Source organism: Brucella ciceri, from assembly GCF_041930145.1.
GTDB lineage: Bacteria > Pseudomonadota > Alphaproteobacteria > Rhizobiales > Rhizobiaceae > Brucella > Brucella intermedia.
Window position 1 is genome coordinate 510,271 of the sequence record NZ_JBHEEV010000002.1, and the last position, 22,050, is coordinate 532,320.

Here is a 22,050-nt window from a genome sequence, read left to right on the forward strand (position 1 = left end):
AACGCTGATTCCACGTAATGTCGTAACTTTCTGAATTCAAAGGCAAAACGCATGAAACCGAAAATCTTCATCGATGGCGAACACGGCACCACCGGCCTGCAGATCCGCGCCCGTCTGGCCGAGCGCGACGATCTGGAAGTGATCTCGATCCCGGAAGCCGAGCGGCGCAACAAGGATTTGCGCGCCGACTATCTGCGCGCTGCCGATATTGCGATCCTTTGCCTGCCGGACGATGCCTCCAAGGAAGCGGTTTCCCTGCTCGAAGGTCACAACTCGACCCGCATCATCGATACGTCGACCGCTTATCGCGTGCACCCCGACTGGGCCTATGGTTTTGCCGAGCTGGCGAAAGGCCAGCGCGAACGCATCAGCGAGGCGCGCCTCGTCGCCAATCCGGGTTGCTACCCGACCGGCGCGATTGCGCTTGTTCGCCCGCTTCGCGATGCGGGCCTGCTGCCTGCCGACTACCCGGTGAGCGTCAATGCTGTTTCCGGCTATACCGGCGGCGGCAAGCAGCTGATCGCCCAGATGGAAGACAAGGACCATCTGGACTATCTGGCGGCAAACAATTTCCTTTACGGCCTGCCGCTCAAGCATAAGCACGTGCCGGAACTGCAAATGCATGGCCGTCTGGAACGCCGCCCGATCTTTTCACCCAGCGTGGGACGCTTCCCGCAAGGCATGATCGTACAGGTTCCCCTGTTCCTGAGCGAACTTGAAGGATCACCGTCGCTTGCAAAGATTCATGCTGCGCTGACCGATCATTATGCCGGTCAGGATATTGTCGAAGTCGTGCCGCTTGAGGAAAGCGCGAAGCTTCCGCGTGTCGATGCGGAAGAGCTTGCGGGCAAGGATGGCATGAAGCTTTTCGTCTTCGGCACCGTAGGCGACGGAGAAGTCAATCTCGTGGCGCTGCTCGACAATCTGGGCAAAGGCGCGTCGGGTGCCGCCGTCCAGAACATGAACCTCATGCTCGGCAAGGCATGATGCCGAAGCAGCCGGTGTTTCCTGTCGAATGGAATATCGGCTCGTTCGAGCCACTGGCGGATAAGCATTCAAGCCTCGTCTGGAAGGTCGAACGCATCGATCATCCGGGCGAGGTTTTTGTCGTCAAGCAATTGAAGCCGGCCGGAATGGAAGAATTGCGCGGAGCCCATTATCTTGCCTGGCAGAATGGGCATGGTGCGGCGCGATTATACGCCCTGGATGGTGCGTCGATGCTGCTCGAATATGCGGGCGACTACCACCTCGATGAACACCTGAAGCGCGGTAACGACGCCGAATGCCTGCTCATCTTCGGCGAGGTGCTGAGCGCGCTGCATACGCCCTCTCCCGCCCCGATACCGGTTGACTTGCAACCGCTCGACAAACACTTTTCCGGTCTTTTCGCGGTGGCGGATGAAAGCCCGCTCTATGCAGAAGGCACGGCGGTCGCCAGGCGCTTGCTGGCCACGCCACACGAAACTATCCCGCTGCATGGCGACATCCACCATGAAAACATCATCAAGGGACCCCGCGGCTGGCTCGCCATCGATCCGCACGGGGTGGCTGGGGACGCCGCCTTCGATGCGGCCAACATCTTCTACAATCCGCTCGATCGCGACGATCTCTGTCTGGATCTCGAACGTGCGCGGGGCATGGCCGAACATTTCGCGCCGATCATCGGGCGAGATGCGGCCTATATTCTGGATTATGCCTTCGCCTATGGCTGTCTCTCAGCCGCGTGGCATCGTGAAGACGGTAACGACGCGGATGAAGCGCGGGAACTGAAGATCGCCTCCGCGCTCAGGCAATTGCGTCGGACCAGCTACCCCTCGTAAGCGCCCTTGGTTGCGCGCCAGTGCGCAACCGCGAACGCCAGAACGATCAGCGCGAAGAACTGATGCGTCAGGCCCAGGTGCAGCGGAACGCTCATCAGAAGCGTTGCAATACCGATAACAGCCTGCACAAGTATCAGACCGAGGAGAACAATGGTGCGGCGCGCATGGGTGCTGCCCGGAGCCTGATTCCAAACCTGCAGCGAATGCAGCACAGCCAGAACAAGAACCGTATAGGCAAACACGCGGTGCACGAACTGGACCGTTTTCGGGTTCTCGAACAGGTTGCGCCACCATGGCGACTGGATGAACAGATCCGACGGCACCACAGCACCATCCATCAGCGGCCATGTGTTATAGGTCAGACCGGCATGCAGCCCGGCCACGAGCCCACCCAGGTAAATCTGCACAAGCACGGCGAACACGATCCAACCCGCAAAGCGCTGGACCGACCGTTCCGCCGGTCGTTCGCTATAGGTGACAAGGCCCCGCGCAATGTAGAATACCGCCGTTATGATGACGCAGGCCGTCGTCAGATGGATCGCCAGGCGATACTGGCTGACGCTCGTCAGCTCGCTCAGGCCGGAGGCCACCATCCACCAGCCGATAGCGCCCTGCAGGCCGCCGAGCGCCAGCAGACCCAGCATGCGGTATTTGAGGCCACCCCGGAGGCGTCCCGTCACCCAGAAGAAGGCCAGCGGAACGGCGACCAGAAACCCGACAAAACGCGCAAGCAGGCGATGCGCCCATTCCCACCAGAAAATGTACTGGAATTCCTCCAGCGACATGCCCTTGTTGATCTGCTGATACTGGGGAATCTGGCGATACTTGTCGAACTCTTCCACCCATTCGGCATGGTTCAGCGGCGGAATGACGCCGTGAATGGGCTTCCATTCGGTTATGGAAAGGCCAGAACCCGTCATGCGTGTGGCACCGCCGACCATGACGATGGCAATCAGCACGACGAAAACTGCATAAAGCCAATAACGCACGAGGCGACGGTCGCGGTCCTCTTTCGATGACCTGCCCTGTCCTACACGCTGCGCCGTTGCTGCCGTCATGCCATTCACCCTTCGATAACAAGAGAAGGATACATGCCGCATAGGTGAAGCCGTTACAAGTTGGTGTCACGCGACATGCCGCCGCGTTTTTACCCTTTCACTGTCACCGTTCACCGGTTAGTGAAGAAACGGGAAAAGGAGAACTGCGCCATGCCCGTTCGGCTGAAGAAACTGATCGGCACTTTTTTGCTGGTTGCACTGGTTATCATCTACGCGGTATTCGCGACCATTATCGCCGTGGCGCATCTGGCCCAGTCAAGCGCGTGGGTGCATCTCCTTTATTTCTTCGTGACCGGCATTCTGTGGGTTCTGCCAGCCATGGGCATCATCTGGTGGATGGCGCAGCCACCACGCAAGAAACAACATTAATCCCCTCCGAGGAAGCTGCAGACAATGGCGGGTGAAGTCGCAGCGCACGTTCTGACGGATTTCAGCGAGATCGCGCGGCTCTGGAAAGATGCCGAGGCCGTTCACGGCGCGCCCCAATCGCTCGAATGGATCGATAACTGGCGCGCCATCGTCAATGCCGACAGTTTTGTCGTCGGGCTTTTTCACGGAACCACGCCGATCCTGCTCGTGCCGCTGGAAGCTGTCAGCCACAGGGGTGTAAAAATTGCGCGCTATCCCGGCGGAAGCCACGCCAATTGCAATTTTCCCTGGCTCAGCAAGGAATTTGATGGCGTTGCCGGTCGCGAGGCAGTCAATCAGCTACTCGGCATCATCCGCAAGGTGCGACCGGACATCGATGCACTGTCGCTGACACGCCAGTTTTCTGAAATGCAGGGTGCAGTCAACCCACTGCTTGCTCTCGGAAAAGCGCCCAATCCAAATCCGGTTCTCGCCGTCTCTCTTAATGGCGGCTTCGATGCCGTGCTTGATCGCGCCAATCGCAAGCGAAAGCTGAAAAAGCATCGCCAGCACGACCGCCGCTATGAGGAAAGCGGAGGCTGGAGAATTGACGCACCCCGAAGCCCTGCGGAGTCAGAAAAGGTTCTCGATCTCTTTTTCGCGATGAAGGCGCAGCGTTTTCGGCAAATGGGTATCAGCGACCCATTCTCCGACGAGAATGTGCGCAATTTCTTCAAAGTCTTTTTCTGCGCGGGCCTGACGAAAGATCATCAGTTGAACGAATTGCGCTTTCTTGAGGTGGGCGGGACCATACGTTCGATCATCGGAAAGGTGTTCGGCGTTGCAGGACCGACCGTTGAGTTCGGCGCAATCGCACAAGATGAACTGATGACGGCAAGTCCGGGTGAATTCCTCTTCTTCGAGGATATCAGCCGTAGTTGCGGTGAAGGCCATTCGGTCTACAGTTTCGGCATTGGCGACGAGCCCTACAAGCGCGAATGGTGCGACATCGATCTTGCGATCTATGACACGCTGGTGCCGCTATCAGCCAAGGGCAGGTTTTTCACGGCGCTGCAATCAGCCCGCAACGCGGTCGCCGGAAGCCTCAAGCGCAATCCGCGTCTCTGGGGCATGGCCAAGGCGCTGCGCAGCAGGTTCGCGAAAAGGTAGAGCGTGCTGGCGATCCGATTCAGGAACCCGTTGCAAGACATTGTTCCAGAATCAGATTCCGGCAATCAGGCCGGTTCGTCCATCAAAATGACGACGTCTTCATAACCACCTTGGTCGAGGTCGAGCGCGGCGAGCGCGACGCCCTTGTCGTCCGGATCGACAATGCTCATCACCACGGAAGCGGGTCCATCCGCAATGCGCCCGATCTGTTCCGAAGACGACGGACCGCACTCTACGACGACAAAATCATAGACCGTTTCCAGCGCGTCGAGAATGAGCGGCAGGCGATCGGCGGAGCGCATGGCGATTTCGGGATCCGCCTCCCCTAGCGGCACAACGTGAGCCTGTGAGAACCGGTCGCTGTGGATGACCTCGTTGAAACGCCGCTCGCCGGACAAAAGCTCGGTAATGCCGGGCAGATGCGTACCGTCCAGCATGGCCAGACCTACAATTCCCTGAGCAGTCATATCCACGAGAATCGCCCGCTTGCCGCGATCCGCGAATTCACGCAACAGACGCACCGTCCCCGCCGATGCCTTGTCACCTTCGGGAGAAACAACCACGATGCGCTTCTCCTTACCGCTGGCAAGCAGATCGGCGACAGCTTCCACACCATTGGGATTATGCTGGCGCGTTTCGCGCTGGCTGGTCTTGTCCCGCCTGATCATGGGAAACTCCTCCACGGTTTTCCGTGCATCCGAAACCGGTGGCCTCACCGCAAACGGCATATTCCATGAACGGCGCGGTGCCACAATTGTTTCATTCGAAACTGCATCGCCGCCTTCGGCTCTCGATGGCGGCACAGCAGCAGCTTCGGCGGCAGCGGCAATAACCGGCATCTCGATTTCCTCCACTGCGGCAGCCCTCTGGCCACCGGTCGTCACGAAGGCCCGACCGCTGAACAATTCACGCAGCAGAACGAAAATAGACAGCAGCAGCAGGCCCGCCACGAAAGTCGAACCGACGATCGGCAATATCATCGGATAATAGGGAACCGCCGGGGTTTCCGCCGAAGAAAAGACGCGGGCATCGACCGGCACATAGTTGCGGTCGGTACGGGACGCGGCTTCGCGATAGCGCGTCAGATAGGTTTCAAGAAGCTGGCGCTGTGCCGCCGCTTCGCGCTCCAATGCGCGCAACTCGACTTCCTGATCGCCAGCCTGTGCCGCCTGTGCCTTCACCCGGTTCAGTTCGCGATTGAGTTCGTCCTCGCGAAGCTTTGCTGCGGAGACTTCATTGTCGAGGCTGGCAACGAGCTTGCGGCCTTCGTTCCTGATCTGCTGGTCGAGATCGGCGAGCTGCGAACGCAGCGCCTTGATACGCGGATGGCCATCGAGAAGTGTCGTCGAAAGATCGGCAATCTGGGCATTGAGCTGGATGCGCCTTTCGGCAAGACGCTGCATCATTCCGGAAGCCAACACATCCGGCAGCGTGTCGATGGGCGCACCGGAGGCGAGCGCCTTGCGAATGCTTTCCGCCTTGGCTTCCGCAGAAGCGCGGTTGGTGCGAACCCGGGTGAGTTCGGTCGAGACTTCAGAAAGCTGCTGTGTCGCGATGGTGCTGTTGCTCTGCCCGGTCAGAAGCCCGCGCGAAGCACGGTAATCCGCAACCTTCCTTTCCGCGTCGCGGACACGGTTGCGCAGGTCGTCAATTTCAGGGGCAAGCCAACCGGTCGCATCGTCGTTCGATTCAAGCTTCGCGGCCTGTTGAAACAGGATGTACTGATCGGCCAGCGCGTTGGCGACATTCTTTGCCGTTTCCGGGTTCGCCGACGTATATTGCACCACGATGACGCGCGAAGCAGTAACGGCAAAAACCTGCATGTTCTTGCGCAGTTTCTGCAAGACGCGCTCTTCCGGGGTCAGGCGCTCCGGATCGGTCCGCATGCCAAGCATGATGAGAACGCGGGTCCAGGGCTTCACTTCCGTTGTCGTGAAGGCTTCATTGCTGGTCAACTTGAGCTCGTCGGAAACTTTCTTGAGAAGATCGCCGGAGGAGAACACCTCGACCTGGCTCTTCACCCCTTCGGCATCGAAAAGCGGACGCTCGGCAGAAGTCTCGCCGTTGGGGCGGGTATAGATGGATTCACGGGCCTCGATCATGAGGCGTGCTTCGGCGCGGTAATCCGGTGTCAGGAGAAGGCAAATGGCCCAGGCAAGCGCCGCCATGAGAAGCGCGCCGCCCACAATGAACAGCCAGTGACGGCGCAGGCTGGAGAACAGCGCACCGATATCAATATCTGCGTCCCTTGATAACGGATCGACTTCTGCCATTCCCCATTCTCCATGGACTTCGCGAGTGCGCTTGCGCGCGTGATCGCTCTCGCCCGCGTGGGATGAAACACCCCCGAATCTGGGCGGAAGGTAAAGGAACAAGGTAACCAGAGGGTTAAGCAGGGTAAGTTCGCCACCGTGACGAAGCATAAAGATTTTGCACCGGACCCTGTCTTCTTTACCAGCCATTAACCCTAATCAATCGATAACGCTTGCAACCGATATTCGTAATCGCGCTGTCGGTACCGCGTCGATTGCGTGCGTTGAGAAATATTGCTTTTCGGAAGAACCGAGGCGGAAAATGACGGCGAAGACAATTCAGAACAAGCGCAAAGGCCACACTCTGCTCGTGGCACTCGGCCTTGCCGCCATGACGCTTTCTGCCTGCTCCAGCTATCGCCCTGCCCCGCCCGCTTTCCACGAGGCGCTGAACCAGCCCTATATGCTGGATGCCGGCGACCGGGTGCGTATCACGGTTTTCGAGCAGCCGAGCCTTACCAATACCTATAGCGTCGATCAGGCTGGCTATATCGCTTTCCCGCTCGTGGGCAGCATTCCGGCACGCGGCAAGACATCCAAACAGCTGGAGGGCGTCATCGCATCCAAGCTGCGGGGCGGCTATCTGCGCGACCCTGACGTCAGCGCTGAAATCGACCGCTATCGTCCGATTTTCGTGATGGGCGAAGTGGGTGCTGCCGGCCAGTATTCCTATGTTCCGGGTATGACCGCGCAAAAAGCGATCGCCGCAGCGGGCGGTTTCAGCCCGCGCGCCAATCAGGAGAATGTCGATATCACGCGCCAGTTCAACGGCAAGGTCCTGACGGGCCGCGTGCTGATTTCCGATCCCATCCTGCCGGGCGACACGATCTATGTGCGCGAACGTCTATTCTGATGGCGATTGATGGCTGATGATACCAATGCCTCCCCGCTGCGCATCCTCCACTGCTTCCGCGAACCGACCGGCGGGCTCTTCCGCCACGTCCGCGATCTGGTGGGCCTGCAGGCGGAAAAAGGCCACGCGGTCGGCATTGTCTGCGACGCAACGACCGGCGGTCCGCGCGAAGACGCGCTTATGGAGGAATTGCGGCCAAAGCTCGCGCTCGGCCTTCACCGCATTGCCATGCAGCGCCGTGTCGGACTGGGCGATGCAGCGGCAGCCTACAAAACATATCGCATCATCAAGAAATTGCAGCCGGACATATTGCACGGACATGGCGCCAAGGGCGGCGTCTATGCGCGTTTGTTCGGCTCAGTCTTACGGGTATTAAGGTCTCGCGTAGCCCGTATCTATTCACCGCATGGCGGAAGCCTGCATTTTGACAGAAAGACGCGCCGCGGCGGCGCCGTCTTTCTGATCGAGAGGTTGCTGGCCCCTCTGACCGATGCGGTGATGTTCGTCTCGAACTTCGAAAAGCGTATTTACGAAGAAAAGGTAGGGAGGCCCTATGGCCTTCATGCCGTCATCTATAACGGCCTGGCCGAAGATGAATTCATACCCATCGCCGACGCAGCCGGTGCCAGCGATTTTCTGTTCGTGGGCACGATGCGCGAACTGAAGGGACCGGACGTCATGATCCGCGCCCTTGCCCGCCTGCGCGACCGGAACCAGCGCGCCCTCACCGCGACCATGGTGGGAGACGGCGCGGAAAAGCCCGGCTTCATCGCCCTTGCCGAAGAACTAGGCCTTTCCGGGCAAATCCGCTTTCTGCCCGGCATGGCTGCGCGCGAGGCCTTTGCCCTGGGGCGTATAATGGTGGTTCCGTCACGCGCCGAAGCGTTTCCCTATATCGTTCTGGAGGCGCTCGCTGCCGGAAAGTCCGTCATCGCCAGCAATGTTGGCGGCATTCCCGAAGTGTTTGGGCCTCGCTCCCCCGCACTGGTGGAGCCGGAGGAGGAGGCGCTTGCGCATAAGATGCTGGGCGTTGCGGATGATCCCGCAGCGTTTCGCGCCGCGATGCCGGACGCGGCGCGGTTGCATGAGCGTTTCAGCCTGCAAACCATGGCCCACTCGATCGAGACGATCTATTACGAGGCACATCCCGACCGGACAGTGCCGGAAGATTGACGGATACCCCTCACCCAACCATCGCGGCGAAGGGTTCGGAGGCGGACACAGCTCTGTCCACCTGTGACCGAAATCCGCCCCGCGCCGCAAAATAGATATAGTGGAAGGCGTCGGCACGCCCGCCGATCAACGATATATCCTCGCGTTGCCATTGCCAGGGCAGCATGTCCAGCTTGTCTTCAAACGGGTCGGATATGGTTGCGGACCAGAACGCGGCGACGCCGTTCGGCTTCAATGCCCGTTTCACCACCCTGAGCCCATCGTCCTCGTAGATGACTCCGTTGGCGGCGCGGACGGTAAAATCCGGTCCATTATCCGTATCCATCAGTATGGCATCATACCGGTCCTGCTCAGCGCGAAGGACATCCATCACGTCGGCAACCCGGACATCGACCCGCGGATCGTTCAGCGGATGATCGGCAAGATGGCCGATATGGGTCCGGTTCCAATCCACGATCTCTGGAACAAGCTCGCACACCGTCACCCTGGCGTCGGGTCCAAGCAAGTCAAGCGCGGCCCGAAGCGTGAAGCCCATGCCGAGCCCCCCGATCAGCATGTGTGACACCGCCCGTCCGTGCAGGCGAAGCGACCTCTCTGCCAATACGGTCTCGGACTGAAAGTTGACGTTCGACATCAATTCCAGGCCGTTATAACGGATTTCATAGATGTGATCGCGTTTTCGCAACAGAATTTCATCGCCGGCATGATTGCCCGCTCTCGCCAGTTCGGCCCAGATAGTCATGATCAACCCTAGCGCGCCTTGTCGAATGCCGCTAAGGGCTCGGACAAAACCGCATCAAAACAAACAGTTAATACGACCTTCAAAGGTCGCAGCGTGAATTGCTCTCATCAGGATTTTGGGTCGCTGTGCGGTCAGGCGCGCAGCAACCCCATGACATCGTCCGATCTGGTGCCGATCAGGAGTGGGAAGAGAGCCTGCCTGTTGACGGCAATATGCGCCGAACAGTTCGACGGCAAAATGCCGCTTGCTGCTTTATCTTCCAACGGTTCCATATCACCGTCCTAGGCAATATAATCCGACAAGGCAAGCCTTGCGGCTGCTTGGGTTGCGACAACTGGCGCATACCAGCAGCGGCTGCCAATGCTGTAACAGTGCGGGCAGAAATCTTTTTATTTTAGCCGTTGCTAACAGTAACGGCTTTCAGTCATGTATTTAATCGAGTGTTTACCTAAGCCATAAGCTTGTCCGGCGACGTTTATATTCTGCTTAGGACTTTGGGGCTAATCACTACGCGTCATTTTATGATCAGGGGCAATGTTGTGCGAGATAATGATGCGCTTTCTCCTTTTGGCCGAAAAGCCATGGAAGCCAGCAGCAAGCAGGATGCCGGGACACACGGTCCCGTGAAACTCGGCCCCCTTGCGCGCCAGATGGCAGAGCAATATCAGCGCGAAACATTTTCGCCGCTGATGTTGAGCGGCGTCATGCGCATGGTGGAGTTCGGGCTTGTCTTCCTGTCCGGCATTGCGAGCTTTCTGCTTTATGTCGGCCTCGGTACGCATCTCATCTTCTATTACCCACTCACAATCATCGCGGGGGGCGCGCTTTTCGTCCTGATGATGGAGATCAACGACGGCTATCAGATCAACGTGCTGCGCAGTCCAGGCCGTTATCTGCGGCGGCTGTTCATCAGCTGGGCTGCCGTACTGGGAACGCTGGCCATCGCCGGCTTCCTGATGAAGTCCTCCTCCGATTTCTCGCGCGGCTGGTTCCTTTACTGGGCGCTCAGCGCCTGTGTTCTACTCGTGCTCTCGCGTCTCTTCATCGCCTGGAAAATCAAGCGCTGGGCACGAAACGGCACGATGGAACGCCGCGCCGTCATCGTTGGCGGGGGGCCCAATGCAGAACTGCTCATTCGATCACTGGAACAGCAGCCCGACAACGATATCCGCATTTGCGGAATTTTCGACGATCGCGATGACAAGCGCTCGCCGCCCATCGTCGCGGGTTATCCCAAACTCGGCAATATCAATGAATTGATCGAGTTCGCCCGCATTGCCCGTATCGACATGCTGATCGTGTCGCTGCCGATCAGCGCCGAAGCCCGCGTGCTGGCCCTGTTGAAAAAGCTCTGGGTCCTGCCTGTCGATATTCGCCTTTCAGCCCTCAACAATCACCTGCGTTTCCGCCCGCGTGCCTATTCCTATGTGGGCGCGGTGCCAATGCTGGATATTTTCGACAAGCCGATCAACGATTGGGACTCCGTCGCCAAACGCGTCTTCGATGTCGTGTTCAGCATTCTGGGCATCGTTCTGCTTTCGCCCATCATGATCGGCACGGCGATTGCCATCAAGCTGGACAGCAAGGGTCCTGTGATCTTCAAGCAGAAGCGGCATGGCTTCAACAACGAAATCATCAATGTCTGGAAGTTCCGGTCGATGTACACCGAGATGTGCGACCCTTCTGCGAAGCAGGCCGTTACCAAAAACGACCCTCGCGTCACGCGTGTCGGGCGTTTCATTCGCAAGGCTTCCATCGACGAGCTGCCGCAGTTCTTCAATGTTCTGGCAGGCTCCCTGTCTCTCGTAGGCCCACGCCCGCATGCGGTCGCAGCCCATTCGCATAATGTACTCTATAACGAAGTGGTCGACGGCTATTTCGCACGGCACCGCGTGAAGCCCGGCGTCACCGGGTGGGCGCAGATCAACGGCTGGCGCGGCGAAATCGACAATGAAAACAAGATCCGTATGCGGACGGAATTCGATCTCTACTACATCGAAAACTGGTCGCTCTGGCTTGATCTCAAGATTCTGTTCCTGACGCCGATACGGCTCCTCAATACGGAAAACGCCTATTGACCAGCGTTGCGCAAAGGCTTGACGGAAATCCGCGTCCAGCTTTGACGCTGCCGGCGGATGCGGCGCGCAAGCGCGCGCTCAACCGCCTCATCGCCAACAGCGCAATCGGCCTCGGCGTCTTTCTGCTCGGCTTTGTGATGAGCGAGCCTGCGCCGTATGAACTCTACATGGTTGGCCTTATCGCGCTGGCATTGCTGTTCGGCCTGCGGTTGACGCGAACCAGCCTGATGCTGCTGGCGATCCTCGCGGTGTTCAATTTCGGCGGCATGATCTCGGTCATGCAGATGGCTGACGTCAAGAAAGCCCCGCTCTATATTGCCGTTTCGCTGTTTCTGGCTTTTACATCGGTATTCTTCGCGGCGGTGATCGAAGCAGACTACCGGCGCCTGCGAACCATCTTCAACGCCTATCTTCTCGTCGGCATGCTCTCGTCCCTCCTCGGCATTGCAGGTTATTTCGGTCTTTTCCCGGGAGCGGAAAACTTCACGCGTTATGGACGCGCGCAAGGCGCTTTTCAGGACCCCAATGTCTATGGGCCCTTCCTGATATTGCCGCTGACCTGGACGCTTTATCGCATCATGCGCGGGAGCCTGCGCGATGTGGCTGTCTATCTGCCGCTCTGCTGCCTGCTCACGCTTGGCGTACTGGTGTCCTTTTCGCGCGCGGCATGGGCGATGGTCCCCCTGTCTTTCGTCGTATTGTTTGGGGTGCTGTTTCTACAGACCAACAGCAATCGCTTCCGCCTTCGCCTGATCGCAATCGGTCTCCTTGCCGTTGTGGTCATCATTCTCGCGATCCTGATTATCCTGCAGATCCCCGGCGTCGGCGAGTTCTTTCGCGAGCGCGCACGTCTTGAACAAAGCTACGACAGCGCAAGGCTTGGACGTTTCGCGCGGCATTGGCTTGGAATGGTTCTGGCCACGCAGCGTCCTCTGGGTATCGGGCCGCTGGAATTCGGGCCGATGTTCGGCGAAGACACCCACAATATCTGGCTCAAGGCCGTGCTCGACTATGGCTGGATCGGCTTCATGGCTTTTCTGACACTGACATTTCTGACACTCGCGATCGGCTTCAAGCTGCTGTTTCGCAATCGCCCCTGGCAGCCATTTCTATTGGTGGCCTATGCAACCTATCTCGGGCATGTCCTGATCGGCAATGTCATCGATACCGATCACTGGCGTCATTTTTATCTGCTTTTCGGAATAATCTGGGGTTGTGCGGGGCTGGAATACAAGTATCAGCTTTCACTCAAACTCAAAGAAGGCTCAGGAGAGCAGAACCTTGCAATTCGCGATATACGCCGCCGCAGCCCTCTTTGAAATTGCCGGATGCTTCGCCTTCTGGGCATGGTTGAAACTCGACAAGTCACCGCTCTGGCTGGCGCCCGGCATGGTGTGCCTCGCATTGTTCGCCTATCTGCTGACACTGATTGAAAGCAATGTCGCCGGTCGCGCCTACGCGGCTTATGGCGGCATCTATATCATCGCGTCGATCCTTTGGATCTGGTTCGCAGAGGGCGCCCGCCCCGATCGCTGGGATGTCGTCGGCGCATGCACGGCCTTCGCCGGTACATGCATCATTCTGTTCGCGCCGCGCTCCTGATTTCGAAGCTGAGACCTGCAGCGCGCCTATAAGCGAGATGCCTGGAATTCGCCGCCGCCCATAAGCTTAGAGAGACGGGACGGACGCGGTTCTACTTCGATTACCCAGACCGCATATTGGCCCGGCATGTTACACCAGACATTCGCCCGGCGACGACCGTCAATCAGGATGTCCGTGTCCTGCGTGCGGACCACAACCAGACACCCGTCGACATAACGGGGCGCTTCCTCTGTCCGCACTTGCTTTTGTGCTGATCGGGCATCGCTGACTTTCTGCATCTGATCGAGAAGCTCACCAATACGGCGGTTCGACCATTTCTCACGGACGACATTTCCCCGAAACACGTCGACCCGCCGAAGGCCGTAAAGCCGGGTCCACTCGCGCGCCAATCTCTGGATCGCCAGCACCCCGTCGCGATGAAAGAAGAACAACGGCAATATATTCTCCCAGACCGGCTCGCGATTGACCGCCAGATGCGCCCGCCAGAAATCAAGCGTCTTGAAAAGGTGACTGATTCTCATCCGACGATACCCTCCTTCCCCCAATTTATTAGGAGAGGCATAGCTGCTATCGAAGGTGACAGATTGTCACAATTTCTTCACAATTTCGACACAATGCGCCGCTGCCGGATTGGAGCAACGTTTGCGATATCGCGCATGACGCAAAGTCCGTGTGCAATTTAACAGTTTCGAGAAATTATCCCTTGCGCACCAAGTCGTTATATTCTACGGCTTTCCCCGGCTCGGAGCGTAGCGCAGCCCGGTAGCGCACTTGACTGGGGGTCAAGGGGTCGTGGGTTCGAATCCCGCCGCTCCGACCATTTTTCCCCTTAAAATTTAATGCCTTGCAATTCCTTTCAATCGGGACTGCAATGGCATTGAAGGGAACGAAACGGAATCCAGGTCCCGTAAAGAGCGCCAGAAGTCCGGAATAATACTGAAAATTCCCGCACAGTTCCCCGACTCACTCTCCGCTGTTTCAAAAGAAAAATCCACTACCAGTAATTAGCCCGGCAGGGGGAATGTGGGGAGCCAATCCCCGAACACGGAAATTCGTTCAGAACGAGTGAAGAGGAGTTTGACTACACTATAAGATTGCGGTTACTTGCAGCGCGTTGGGGAACTATTGGGAGGGGGCCAATGATCGCCAGGCGTGACAATAATCGTTGCAATTGGACGTACAGCGAATTTGCGTCAGAACGATTTGGCGCGTGGGTCGGTTATAAACTTGACCCGATCAAGAAATCCGAAGGCAAGACCATTTATATTGCTGGAGCTGTTCGCTCCAATGGCAAGGTTATGGCTAATACCCAAATCGGCCTTGGTCACACGCCGGAATTCGCCATTGAGGAGTTTCTTAGAAATAACGGAATGCCGGTATCCGAAACAGCGCAGAAGAATTTCGCCAGGCTATTGTAAATTAAAACAAAGATTCGGAACGAGAGAAAAACTCGTGAGGTGCCCCCGTGTTTCATTCAAGCGGGAAACCAATAGCACGCCTTCCAACGATTGCATTTTTCATTTCGGATGCGTAACAAAATGACGTGATTGAAATGATCGCGCGTCCCAGAGGCGGTCCCGGGTAGAACGCCGTGGGTTCGAATCCCTCCGCTTCAACCCTTTCCTCCCCCCAAACCTTTATTTTCATACGATCTTTCCTTTGCACATAAAGTGCAAATCGGATTACCTCTGCCATGGTTGGCATGGAGGAGAGCATGAGGAACGTTCTGGTCACCGGTGGAAGTCGCGGCATCGGTCGCGCTGCTATCCTGCGCAGTGCGGCGCAGGGTTGGTCCGTGGCCTTGAATTATGCCGGGAACGAACGGGCTGCACAGCAAACAGCGGCCGAAGCAGCGAGGCTCGGTGCGAAAGCGCTGGCCATCCAGGGCGACATATCCAGCGAAGAGGACGTGATCGCCATGTTCGACAAGGCCGAAGCGGGGCTTGGTCCGCTGAAAGGCGTGGTCCTGAACGCCGGCATCGTGGCCCAGACTATGCCGCTTGCGGACATGAGCGCCGAGCGCCTGAAAACCATGTTCGACGTGAATGTTTATGGCACATATCTGTGCGCCCGCGAGGCGGCGCGACGCTTGCAGCCGGACAGCTCCATCGTCATCGTTTCGTCCATGGCGTCACGTCTCGGGTCGCCCTTTGAATATGTGGATTATGCCGGAGCGAAAGGTGCACTCGATACGCTGACGATCGGCCTGTCGAAGGAACTGGCGCCAAAGGGCATCCGGGTCAATGCGGTGCGACCGGGCCTGATCGATACCGATATTCATGCAAGCGGAGGCAACCCGGATCGCGCGGCGCGACTGGGCGCCGGTACGCCGGTGGGGCGGGCCGGAAAGGCGGAGGAGGTCGCCGAAGCCATTTTCTGGCTGTTGAACGACGCTCCCGCTTATGTCACCGGCACATTCATCGATGTTGCCGGCGGACGCTAGAGCGCTTCGGATTTAAACGGAATCGTCGGAAGCGCTCCAAGTATTTGTTTGCCGCGTTTTCCAACGCAAAACCGCTTCGCATTTTTGCTGGAAATGCTCTGGACGAGCGGTCATCGCTCGAAACTATTTCTCACGGAGCTGATAGGTTTCCGCGATGTAGCGATAGCCCTCACCTTCCCGCTTGAGATAGGCCAAGGCGGGAAACGGCATATGATAGCCGATGAAGGGCAGCCTGTCCGTCGCGATCATGTCGAACATGCGCTTGCGGGTCTGGACGGCGGCCTCCTTGTCGATATCGAAGGAAACGTGCCATTCGGGCCGCTGCAAGGTGATGACGAAATGGTTTGCCGTGTCCGAGATGAGCATGAGTGACTTGCCGCCCGTTTCGATCCGGAAAGCAAGGTGACCCGGCGTGTGGCCGTAGGCGGCCACGGAATGGATGCCGGATACGACCTCGCTGTCATCCCCCAGAAACGTCATCTTGTCGGCCAGAGGCTTGACGTTTTTTGCCACCATTTCGGCAACTGTCTTCGCGGGACTGTCGAGCCGCGCGGGGTCTGTCCAGAAATAGAACTCCTTCTGTCCCGCCGCGTATCGGGCATTGGCGAAGGCTGGCTTGCCGTCTTCCATCAACCCACCGATATGATCGGGGTGGAAATGGCTCAGCACGACCAGCGAGACATCATCCGTCTTGTAACCAGAGGCTTCCAGCGCGCTGGCCAGCCTGCCGAGCCCCGCCTCGCGAGCGCCAGCCCCCATGCCTGTGTCGAACAGCACAAGCTCCTTGCCTGTATTGATGAGCACCGGTGTGAAACTGTTGACGAAACGGTCAGCGGGCAGAAGGTTTTCCTCGAGAAGTGCGGCGACCGCCTTCGGGTCCTGTCCCACCGCATAAGTCTTTTCGGGCGCCTCGCCTGCCCTGCGCCCATCGGAAAGGGTGGTGATTTCGAAATCACCGAACTGGAAACGATGGAAGCCCGGATTTTCTACCTGTGAAGGATTTGGCACTTTGGAACCGCCTGTTTCGGCTGCTGCCCTGGCAAGCTCCAGCGGCGACAAGGCCAGTCCGGCCCCGGCAGCAGATGCTGTAACAATGAAATTACGTCTTGAGATGGTCATGGATCGATCTCCCGGCATAATCTGTGGTTAAGAACGGTAGAATACGCGAAAAAGCTCCCTGATACATGGGATGCGTGATCAAGTTTCTGTTGGGCTTTCCAGAAGCGTCAATCCTCTTGCCTCTGCCAGCAAGAATCACTATTTAAAATGCCGCGCGGGACGACCTGCGCCAGTGTTCGCATCGGGGACGGCCCCATAGGAGGAAGTCCTATGGCAGGACCGATCGAACAATTTGCAATCAAGCCCATCGTTGAACTTGGCGAAATCGGCGGACAGCCGGTTGCTTTCACCAATTCCGCACTTTTCATGATGCTGACAGCGCTGAGCGCGGCTGCATTCATGTTCCTCTCGTCCAAAAGGGGCAGCGTGGTCCCGGGACGCTGGCAGTCCTCCGCCGAGATTCTCTACGAATTCGTGTCGAAGACATTGCGCGAGAATGCCGGTGAGAAAGGCATGACCTTCTTCCCCCTCGTCTTCTCGCTGTTTCTGTTCATCCTGTTCGCCAATCTGATCGGCATGTTTCCCTACGCATTCACGGTGACCAGCCATATCATCGTGACCTTCGCGCTGGCCATGCTCGTCTTTCTGACAGTGACGATCTACGGGCTTGTGCGCCACGGCTTCGGGTTCTTCCGGCTGTTCATGCCTGCGGGCGTACCGGTCGTGCTCGCACCGATCATCGTGCCGATAGAGATCATGTCCTATATCTCGCGCCCGGTCAGTCATTCAGTCCGTCTCTTCGCCGTCATGCTGGCGGGGCACATCACGCTGAAGGTCTTTGCCGGCTTCGTCATCGGGCTCGGCAGCCTTGGAACGCTAGGCATATTGACCGCCGTACTGCCGCTTGCCATGACCGTCGCGCTGACGGCGCTCGAATTGCTGATGGCGATCATTCAGGCTTATGTCTTCACCATGCTGACCTGCATGTATCTCAACGATGCACTGCATCCGTCGCACTGATCAAGGACTTCGCAGGAAGGACGACCTTCCTGCCCTCATCAACGAACGGGACGGCCCGTTCAGAACCCTCATCAGGGAGCATTAAAATGGCATGGATTTATCTGGCCGTGGCCGGGATTCTCGAAGTTGTCTGGGCCTTCTTCATGAAAAAATCGGAAGGGTTTTCCCTTCTCAAACCGAGCGTCATCACCATCGTGACGATGATCGGCAGCTTCGCTCTGTTGTCGATAGCCATGCGCAGCCTGCCGCTCGGCACGGCCTATGCAATATGGACGGGTATCGGCGCGGTGGGCGCTTTCGTGGTGGGGATCGTCATCCTCGGCGAAGCGGCCACCTTCTTCCGCGTCGCAAGCGTGACGCTGATCCTCGCCGGTATCATCGGATTGAAACTCTCATCCAGTTGATCCAGTTCGCCTACAAAAGAAAAGGGAGGCAAAAGCCTCCCTTTTTCATGGGTTAGAGTCGATCAGCGAACCTGATCGAGAAGACGCTTGCATTCGAGCAGGTCGAATAATGCCTCCTGCAACAGCGAGCGATTATCCTTCGACGGACGCCTTCCATCAGCGCCAATGGGACCATCTTCCTCGCCCTTCAGGAGACCGAAAAGCTTGCGGGCCGGTTGCGGCGCCTTGATGCCGCTAGGCAAAGCCATTTCATTATCCGCCGCCTCTTCGGCAGCCCGCTTGTCGGCGGCGGCCTGCTTCTGGCGCGTGATCGCCTCTATGGCCTGCACGTCGCCATTGCCAAGCGCGATGATGAACTGCGCATTGTTTTCGCGGAGCAGACGCTGCACACCCTTGATGGTGTAGCCCTGATCATAGAGGAGATGGCGAATGCCCTTCAGCAATTCCACGTCGAGCGGGCGATAATATCGGCGGCCACCGCCACGCTTCATTGGCTTGATCTGGGTAAAGCGTGTTTCCCAGAAACGCAGCACATGCTGCGGAAGATCGAGGTCCTCCGCTACTTCGCTGATCGTCCTGAACGCATCAGGGCTCTTGTCCATTCCACTTGCCCTTTCCAGAGGTTCGGGTTTCGCCGTCGCGGCGCAACCTCGCCGATCCAGATAGTTCAACTCGCCAACGCGAACGCGCTTGCTACACAAAAGGCGTTTCAGCATCGGATTTTAAAGGACGGGGAGTTAACAATCTCCAGCATGCAAAAAGGCACGGCTCAACGTCATTCAAAACCGGACGGCGCTCAACGCAAACTCTTTCTGAAAAACCTGCCATTTTTCAGATTGCAATATAGCAAAGCGATTCGCCCTGCAAAATCCATTATATAATATCAGAGCTTTATAAGCATCCCTTCACGCAGAACGGAAGGCAGCGCGGCTGGCACCGGCGCATAGTTAGAGCGGTTCCTGTTCTAACAGGAACGCCGGAACCGCTCTGACTACTTGTTTTATCGCATTATCCAACACATCGAAGCGGGTTAAGAAATCAGTCCAGTGAACTGATTTCACCGCGTAGACGTTTCACACTTTTGCTGGAAATGCTCTAGCCATGCAAATGGCAACCTGCATCAGGCAAAAGCCGGTCCCTTTGCGCTTGACCCGGGGTCAGGCGCAGAAGGAACCGATGTCAGTTTGAGATGATGGCGCAAAAACAAAAATGCCGCCCGTTGGGCAGCATTTCAGGAATTATTTCTGGCTTTTGGCTTCGCGCTTCTGATGTTCCTGCAGAATACGCTGCTTGAGAACGTTAGAAGCTTTGAAAGTCATCACACGGCGGGGAAGAATTGGAACTTCCTCGCCTGTTTTCGGATTACGGCCAATGCGCTCGTTCTTGTCGCGAACCTGAAATGTCGCGAAGGACGACAATTTCACCGTTTCGCCGTTGACGATAGCGTCACAGACTTCGTCGAGGATCATCTCGACAAGAGCCGCCGACTCCGTTCTGGAAAGGCCTACCTTCCGGTAAACAGCCTCTGCCAGATCAGCTCGCGTGACCGTTTTACCTCCCATGACCGAACCTGCCTGGTTAGCGTTTGAACAGATAATATCCTTACGTGACAGGACGTTACACAAATAAAAGCGCAACGGTCAAGCAGCGAGTTTCCTCACGGCAGATCAAATTTATCGCTTACCAACGCAACAGAACCGCGCCCCAGGTGAATCCGCCGCCCATTGCCTCCAGAAGAACGAGGTCGCCCTTCTTGATGCGACCGTCCGCAACAGCGGTTGCGAGCGCCAGCGGAACCGAGGCAGCAGAGGTGTTGCCATGACGGTCAACGGTGATGACCACCTTGTTTTCCGCAATATTCAGCTTCTTGGCGGAAGCGTCGATAATGCGCTTATTGGCCTGGTGCGGGACGAACCAGTCGATATCCTCGGCAGTAAGGCCGGTTTCATCGAACGAGGCCTCGATAACGTCGGTGATCATGCCGACTGCGTGCTTGAAGACTTCGCGGCCTTCCATGCGCAGGTGGCCGACGGTCTGCGTCGTGGACGGGCCGCCATCGACAAAGAGCTTTTCCTTGTGATTGCCGTCCGAACGCAGGTTGGCGGCGAGAACGCCGCGATCCGAGGTCAGGCCATTGCCCTCGGCGGCTTCCAGCACGAGCGCACCGGCGCCATCGCCGAAAAGAACGCAGGTCGTGCGGTCACTCCAGTCGAGAATACGCGAAAAGGTTTCCGCGCCAATGACCAGAACGCGCTTCGCCATGCCGCCGCGGATATAGAGGTCCGCCGTGGTGATGGCATAGATGAAGCCGCTGCACACGGCCTGCATGTCGAATGCAAAACCGGTGGTGATTCCAAGCTCGCGCTGGATTTCCACGGCACTGGCCGGAAACGTATGGTTGGGTGTGGAGGTGGCCAGCAAGACGAGATCGATATCGGTCGGCTGCAAGCCTGCATTCTCGATCGCCGCGCGCGCTGCTGCGGTGCCAAGCGAAACCGTGGTTTCATCGTCGCCCGCAATGTGACGTTCACGGATACCCGTGCGCTGCACGATCCATTCGTCCGAGGTTTCGATGATACCTTCGAAATCGGTATTCTTCATGACCCGCTTCGGCAATGCCGAACCGATACCCCGCACGACAGATCTTATCATCTCTTATTTCCTGTCCTTACATGCGACCGGCGCGGCGAACATCGTGCGCGCAGTCGAGAATTCTGGCCCTACACATAACCGGTAAAAGTTACTTCACCGCTTCGGCGCCGAAGGATATCCGGCAATCCGCAAGTCTTTCAAATGCACTTCCTGGATGGCGTTGCGGAATTCAAGCCTTCGCAGCCTCGTCACCTTCACTCGAAACATGCGGATGACTGTGGTGGAAATGCGCCAGATCGGCCTCGATCTTTTCCAGAAGGCGATTTCTCACCATGTCATAGCCGACTTCCACCGCCGAACAGAAGCCTTCGGCATTCGCGCTGCCATGACTTTTGATAACAATTCCGCTCAAGCCAAGGAAAACGCCGCCATTGACCTTGTTCGGGTCCATTTTCTCGCGCAGGCGGTCGAACGCGCCCTTGGCGAAAACGTAGCCAATCTTGGCAAGCAGCGTGCGGCTCATGGCCTGACGCAGCAGCTCCGCCATCTGGCGGGCCGTGCCTTCCGCGGCCTTGAGCGCGATATTTCCGGTGAAACCTTCGGTCACGACCACATCCACCGTACCCTTGCCGATGTCGTTGCCTTCAACAAAACCGGAATAGGCAAGTCCTTCAAGCGGCGTATCGCGCAGAATCTGGCCTGCTTCCTTGATCTCGTCGAGGCCCTTGACCTCTTCCGTGCCGACATTGAGAAGCCCGACGGTCGGCTTGCGCACCTCGAACAGGGCACGCGCCATACCCGCGCCCATGACGGCATAGTCGACGAGCTGGCGCGCATCGGCGCCAATGGTGGCGCCTATATCGAGGACGATGCTTTCACCGCGCAGCGTTGGCCAGATGCCCGCAATCGCCGGACGCTCGACATCCGACATCATACGCAGGCAAAACTTGGACATGGCCATAAGCGCGCCGGTATTGCCGGCGGAGATACATGCCTGGGCGTCGCCGGTCTTTACGGCCTCAATGGCCTGCCACATGGACGATTTGCCACGACCGGCGCGCAGGGCCTGGCTTGGCTTGTCGTCCATGCTGATGGCAACCTCGCTCGCGCGGAACTCCGATGCGGCCTTCAGCTTCGGATAGCGTGCCAGCACCGGCTCCACCTGCGCGGGGAGACCGAAGAATATGAAGCGGATGTCAGGATGACGCTCAAGCGCCTTCGCTGCGCCGGGGATGACCACTTCAGGGCCAAAATCACCGCCCATCGCGTCAATCGAAATTTTGATCACTCTTGATTATTCCTGTGCGACCCTGCTCCTGCTCTGCCTTTTGCAGCAGACAGGTTTTCGGCGAAAATAGTGCTTTTGCGTTTCCACA

General features: G+C 57.7%; 23 protein-coding genes and 1 tRNA gene. 14 read left to right on the top strand and 10 right to left on the bottom strand.

What is annotated here, in order from left to right:
- Positions 1 to 51: 51 nt before the first annotated feature.
- Both argC and JNC63_RS05650 read left to right on the top strand, forming a co-directional pair.
- The gene (gene argC / locus JNC63_RS05645; protein WP_006466515.1) at positions 52 to 987 is read left to right on the top strand and encodes an N-acetyl-gamma-glutamyl-phosphate reductase; all 936 of its coding nucleotides are present in this window, start codon (positions 52 to 54) and stop codon (positions 985 to 987) included.
- On the top strand, positions 987 to 1,820 hold the full coding sequence (locus JNC63_RS05650) for an aminoglycoside phosphotransferase family protein (RefSeq protein WP_039852513.1): 834 nt from the start codon (positions 987 to 989) through the stop codon (positions 1,818 to 1,820). The genes argC and JNC63_RS05650 overlap by 1 nt, the downstream gene beginning before the upstream one ends.
- Here the strand turns inward: JNC63_RS05650 and JNC63_RS05655 are convergent.
- A complete protein-coding gene (locus JNC63_RS05655) occupies positions 1,808 to 2,878 on the bottom strand; it encodes a COX15/CtaA family protein (protein ID WP_025091385.1) in 1,071 nt (356 codons plus the stop codon). The genes JNC63_RS05650 and JNC63_RS05655 overlap by 13 nt on opposite strands.
- Positions 2,879 to 3,028: 150 nt before the next feature.
- Here JNC63_RS05655 and JNC63_RS05660 point away from each other — a divergent pair, with 150 nt between their 5' ends.
- Together JNC63_RS05660 and JNC63_RS05665 are read left to right on the top strand one after the other, a co-directional pair.
- Positions 3,029 to 3,247 carry a DUF2842 domain-containing protein gene (locus tag JNC63_RS05660; protein ID WP_021587765.1) on the top strand — a complete coding sequence of 73 codons (219 nt, stop codon included), beginning with the start codon at positions 3,029 to 3,031 and terminating at the stop codon, positions 3,245 to 3,247.
- Positions 3,248 to 3,271: 24 nt separating this feature from the next.
- Positions 3,272 to 4,396 (top strand): GNAT family N-acetyltransferase, encoded by a 1,125-nt coding sequence (locus tag JNC63_RS05665; protein ID WP_006466511.1) that lies wholly within the window; start codon positions 3,272 to 3,274, stop codon positions 4,394 to 4,396.
- Positions 4,397 to 4,461: 65 nt separating this feature from the next.
- On the opposite strand, the gene JNC63_RS05670 is transcribed toward JNC63_RS05665, so the two are convergent.
- Complete coding sequence (locus tag JNC63_RS05670; RefSeq protein ID WP_025091384.1) at positions 4,462 to 6,669, bottom strand: GumC family protein; 2,208 nt, start codon at positions 6,667 to 6,669, stop codon at positions 4,462 to 4,464.
- 301 nt (positions 6,670 to 6,970) lie between these two features.
- Here JNC63_RS05670 and JNC63_RS05675 point away from each other — a divergent pair, with 301 nt between their 5' ends.
- Complete coding sequence (locus JNC63_RS05675; RefSeq protein WP_025091383.1) at positions 6,971 to 7,561, top strand: polysaccharide biosynthesis/export family protein; 591 nt, start codon at positions 6,971 to 6,973, stop codon at positions 7,559 to 7,561.
- 9 nt (positions 7,562 to 7,570) lie between these two features.
- Positions 7,571 to 8,734 carry a glycosyltransferase family 4 protein gene (locus tag JNC63_RS05680; RefSeq protein WP_025091382.1) on the top strand — a complete coding sequence of 388 codons (1,164 nt, stop codon included), beginning with the start codon at positions 7,571 to 7,573 and terminating at the stop codon, positions 8,732 to 8,734.
- A gap of 10 nt (positions 8,735 to 8,744) precedes the next feature.
- Here JNC63_RS05680 and JNC63_RS05685 read toward each other — a convergent pair whose 3' ends face one another.
- Together JNC63_RS05685 and JNC63_RS05690 are read right to left on the bottom strand one after the other, a co-directional pair.
- Positions 8,745 to 9,476, bottom strand: a complete 732-nt coding sequence (locus JNC63_RS05685; protein WP_025091381.1) for a spermidine synthase — start codon at positions 9,474 to 9,476, stop codon at positions 8,745 to 8,747.
- Between the two features lie 131 nt (positions 9,477 to 9,607).
- Entirely contained in the window at positions 9,608 to 9,748 is a 141-nt protein-coding gene (locus tag JNC63_RS05690; protein ID WP_021587771.1) for a hypothetical protein, read from the bottom strand.
- Positions 9,749 to 9,997: 249 nt separating this feature from the next.
- Between JNC63_RS05690 and JNC63_RS05695 the strand changes: the two genes are divergently transcribed.
- From JNC63_RS05695 to JNC63_RS05705, 3 genes are read left to right on the top strand one after another with little or no spacing between them, the layout of a single operon-like run.
- On the top strand, positions 9,998 to 11,554 hold the full coding sequence (locus JNC63_RS05695; protein ID WP_152848912.1) for an undecaprenyl-phosphate glucose phosphotransferase: 1,557 nt from the start codon (positions 9,998 to 10,000) through the stop codon (positions 11,552 to 11,554).
- A complete protein-coding gene (locus JNC63_RS05700; RefSeq protein WP_006466506.1) occupies positions 11,551 to 12,873 on the top strand; it encodes an O-antigen ligase family protein in 1,323 nt (440 codons plus the stop codon). The genes JNC63_RS05695 and JNC63_RS05700 overlap by 4 nt, the downstream gene beginning before the upstream one ends.
- Positions 12,836 to 13,156, top strand: coding sequence for a YnfA family protein (locus JNC63_RS05705; RefSeq protein WP_006466505.1), 321 nt, complete (start codon positions 12,836 to 12,838; stop codon positions 13,154 to 13,156). Before JNC63_RS05700 ends, JNC63_RS05705 begins: the two co-directional genes overlap by 38 nt.
- 26 nt (positions 13,157 to 13,182) lie before the next feature.
- Here the strand turns inward: JNC63_RS05705 and JNC63_RS05710 are convergent, their stop codons facing one another.
- On the bottom strand, positions 13,183 to 13,677 hold the full coding sequence (locus JNC63_RS05710) for a hypothetical protein (protein WP_025091378.1): 495 nt from the start codon (positions 13,675 to 13,677) through the stop codon (positions 13,183 to 13,185).
- A gap of 222 nt (positions 13,678 to 13,899) precedes the next feature.
- On the opposite strand from JNC63_RS05710, the gene JNC63_RS05715 reads away from it, so the two are divergent.
- From JNC63_RS05715 to JNC63_RS05725, 3 genes are all read left to right on the top strand, one after another.
- Positions 13,900 to 13,976, top strand: a tRNA-Pro gene (locus JNC63_RS05715).
- Between the two features lie 319 nt (positions 13,977 to 14,295).
- Positions 14,296 to 14,574 (top strand): hypothetical protein, encoded by a 279-nt coding sequence (locus tag JNC63_RS05720; RefSeq protein WP_006466504.1) that lies wholly within the window; start codon positions 14,296 to 14,298, stop codon positions 14,572 to 14,574.
- Positions 14,575 to 14,870: 296 nt separating this feature from the next.
- A complete protein-coding gene (locus JNC63_RS05725; RefSeq protein ID WP_025091377.1) occupies positions 14,871 to 15,599 on the top strand; it encodes an SDR family oxidoreductase in 729 nt (242 codons plus the stop codon).
- Between the two features lie 123 nt (positions 15,600 to 15,722).
- On the opposite strand, the gene JNC63_RS05730 is transcribed toward JNC63_RS05725, so the two are convergent.
- Positions 15,723 to 16,718 carry an MBL fold metallo-hydrolase gene (locus JNC63_RS05730; protein WP_039852505.1) on the bottom strand — a complete coding sequence of 332 codons (996 nt, stop codon included), beginning with the start codon at positions 16,716 to 16,718 and terminating at the stop codon, positions 15,723 to 15,725.
- A 210-nt stretch (positions 16,719 to 16,928) separates the two neighbouring features.
- On the opposite strand from JNC63_RS05730, the gene JNC63_RS05735 reads away from it, so the two are divergent.
- Positions 16,929 to 17,678 carry a F0F1 ATP synthase subunit A gene (locus JNC63_RS05735; RefSeq protein WP_025091375.1) on the top strand — a complete coding sequence of 250 codons (750 nt, stop codon included), beginning with the start codon at positions 16,929 to 16,931 and terminating at the stop codon, positions 17,676 to 17,678.
- A gap of 86 nt (positions 17,679 to 17,764) precedes the next feature.
- Positions 17,765 to 18,082: a quaternary ammonium compound efflux SMR transporter SugE gene (gene sugE / locus JNC63_RS05740; protein WP_006466500.1), complete on the top strand. Its 318-nt coding sequence runs from the start codon at positions 17,765 to 17,767 to the stop codon at positions 18,080 to 18,082.
- Between the two features lie 62 nt (positions 18,083 to 18,144).
- Here sugE and JNC63_RS05745 read toward each other — a convergent pair whose 3' ends face one another.
- The 4 genes from JNC63_RS05745 to plsX all read right to left on the bottom strand — a co-directional run bounded on the left by JNC63_RS05745 (position 18,145) and on the right by plsX (position 21,962).
- On the bottom strand, positions 18,145 to 18,684 hold the full coding sequence (locus tag JNC63_RS05745) for a MerR family transcriptional regulator (RefSeq protein WP_021587780.1): 540 nt from the start codon (positions 18,682 to 18,684) through the stop codon (positions 18,145 to 18,147).
- Between the two features lie 636 nt (positions 18,685 to 19,320).
- Positions 19,321 to 19,644, bottom strand: a complete 324-nt coding sequence (locus JNC63_RS05750) for an integration host factor subunit alpha (protein ID WP_006472791.1) — start codon at positions 19,642 to 19,644, stop codon at positions 19,321 to 19,323.
- Between the two features lie 118 nt (positions 19,645 to 19,762).
- Complete coding sequence (locus JNC63_RS05755; RefSeq protein WP_025091374.1) at positions 19,763 to 20,734, bottom strand: beta-ketoacyl-ACP synthase III; 972 nt, start codon at positions 20,732 to 20,734, stop codon at positions 19,763 to 19,765.
- Positions 20,735 to 20,903: 169 nt separating this feature from the next.
- Positions 20,904 to 21,962 (bottom strand): phosphate acyltransferase PlsX, encoded by a 1,059-nt coding sequence (gene plsX / locus JNC63_RS05760; RefSeq protein WP_006466495.1) that lies wholly within the window; start codon positions 21,960 to 21,962, stop codon positions 20,904 to 20,906.
- Positions 21,963 to 22,050: the final 88 nt, after the last annotated feature.

Bases quoted from the DNA above. Each gene is read 5' to 3' on its own strand.
- argC (WP_006466515.1), top strand. From the start codon at position 52: ATGAAACCGAAAATCTTCATCGATGGCGAACACGGCACCACCGGCCTG.
- JNC63_RS05650 (WP_039852513.1), top strand. From the start codon at position 987: ATGCCGAAGCAGCCGGTGTTTCCTGTCGAATGGAATATCGGCTCGTTC.
- JNC63_RS05655 (WP_025091385.1), bottom strand. From the start codon at position 2,878: ATGACGGCAGCAACGGCGCAGCGTGTAGGACAGGGCAGGTCATCGAAA.
- JNC63_RS05660 (WP_021587765.1), top strand. From the start codon at position 3,029: ATGCCCGTTCGGCTGAAGAAACTGATCGGCACTTTTTTGCTGGTTGCA.
- JNC63_RS05665 (WP_006466511.1), top strand. From the start codon at position 3,272: ATGGCGGGTGAAGTCGCAGCGCACGTTCTGACGGATTTCAGCGAGATC.
- JNC63_RS05670 (WP_025091384.1), bottom strand. From the start codon at position 6,669: ATGGCAGAAGTCGATCCGTTATCAAGGGACGCAGATATTGATATCGGT.
- JNC63_RS05675 (WP_025091383.1), top strand. From the start codon at position 6,971: ATGACGGCGAAGACAATTCAGAACAAGCGCAAAGGCCACACTCTGCTC.
- JNC63_RS05680 (WP_025091382.1), top strand. From the start codon at position 7,571: ATGGCTGATGATACCAATGCCTCCCCGCTGCGCATCCTCCACTGCTTC.
- JNC63_RS05685 (WP_025091381.1), bottom strand. From the start codon at position 9,476: ATGACTATCTGGGCCGAACTGGCGAGAGCGGGCAATCATGCCGGCGAT.
- JNC63_RS05690 (WP_021587771.1), bottom strand. From the start codon at position 9,748: ATGGAACCGTTGGAAGATAAAGCAGCAAGCGGCATTTTGCCGTCGAAC.
- JNC63_RS05695 (WP_152848912.1), top strand. From the start codon at position 9,998: ATGATCAGGGGCAATGTTGTGCGAGATAATGATGCGCTTTCTCCTTTT.
- JNC63_RS05710 (WP_025091378.1), bottom strand. From the start codon at position 13,677: ATGAGAATCAGTCACCTTTTCAAGACGCTTGATTTCTGGCGGGCGCAT.
- JNC63_RS05720 (WP_006466504.1), top strand. From the start codon at position 14,296: ATGATCGCCAGGCGTGACAATAATCGTTGCAATTGGACGTACAGCGAA.
- JNC63_RS05725 (WP_025091377.1), top strand. From the start codon at position 14,871: ATGAGGAACGTTCTGGTCACCGGTGGAAGTCGCGGCATCGGTCGCGCT.
- JNC63_RS05730 (WP_039852505.1), bottom strand. From the start codon at position 16,718: ATGACCATCTCAAGACGTAATTTCATTGTTACAGCATCTGCTGCCGGG.
- JNC63_RS05735 (WP_025091375.1), top strand. From the start codon at position 16,929: ATGGCAGGACCGATCGAACAATTTGCAATCAAGCCCATCGTTGAACTT.
- sugE (WP_006466500.1), top strand. From the start codon at position 17,765: ATGGCATGGATTTATCTGGCCGTGGCCGGGATTCTCGAAGTTGTCTGG.
- JNC63_RS05745 (WP_021587780.1), bottom strand. From the start codon at position 18,684: ATGGACAAGAGCCCTGATGCGTTCAGGACGATCAGCGAAGTAGCGGAG.
- JNC63_RS05750 (WP_006472791.1), bottom strand. From the start codon at position 19,644: ATGGGAGGTAAAACGGTCACGCGAGCTGATCTGGCAGAGGCTGTTTAC.
- JNC63_RS05755 (WP_025091374.1), bottom strand. From the start codon at position 20,734: ATGATAAGATCTGTCGTGCGGGGTATCGGTTCGGCATTGCCGAAGCGG.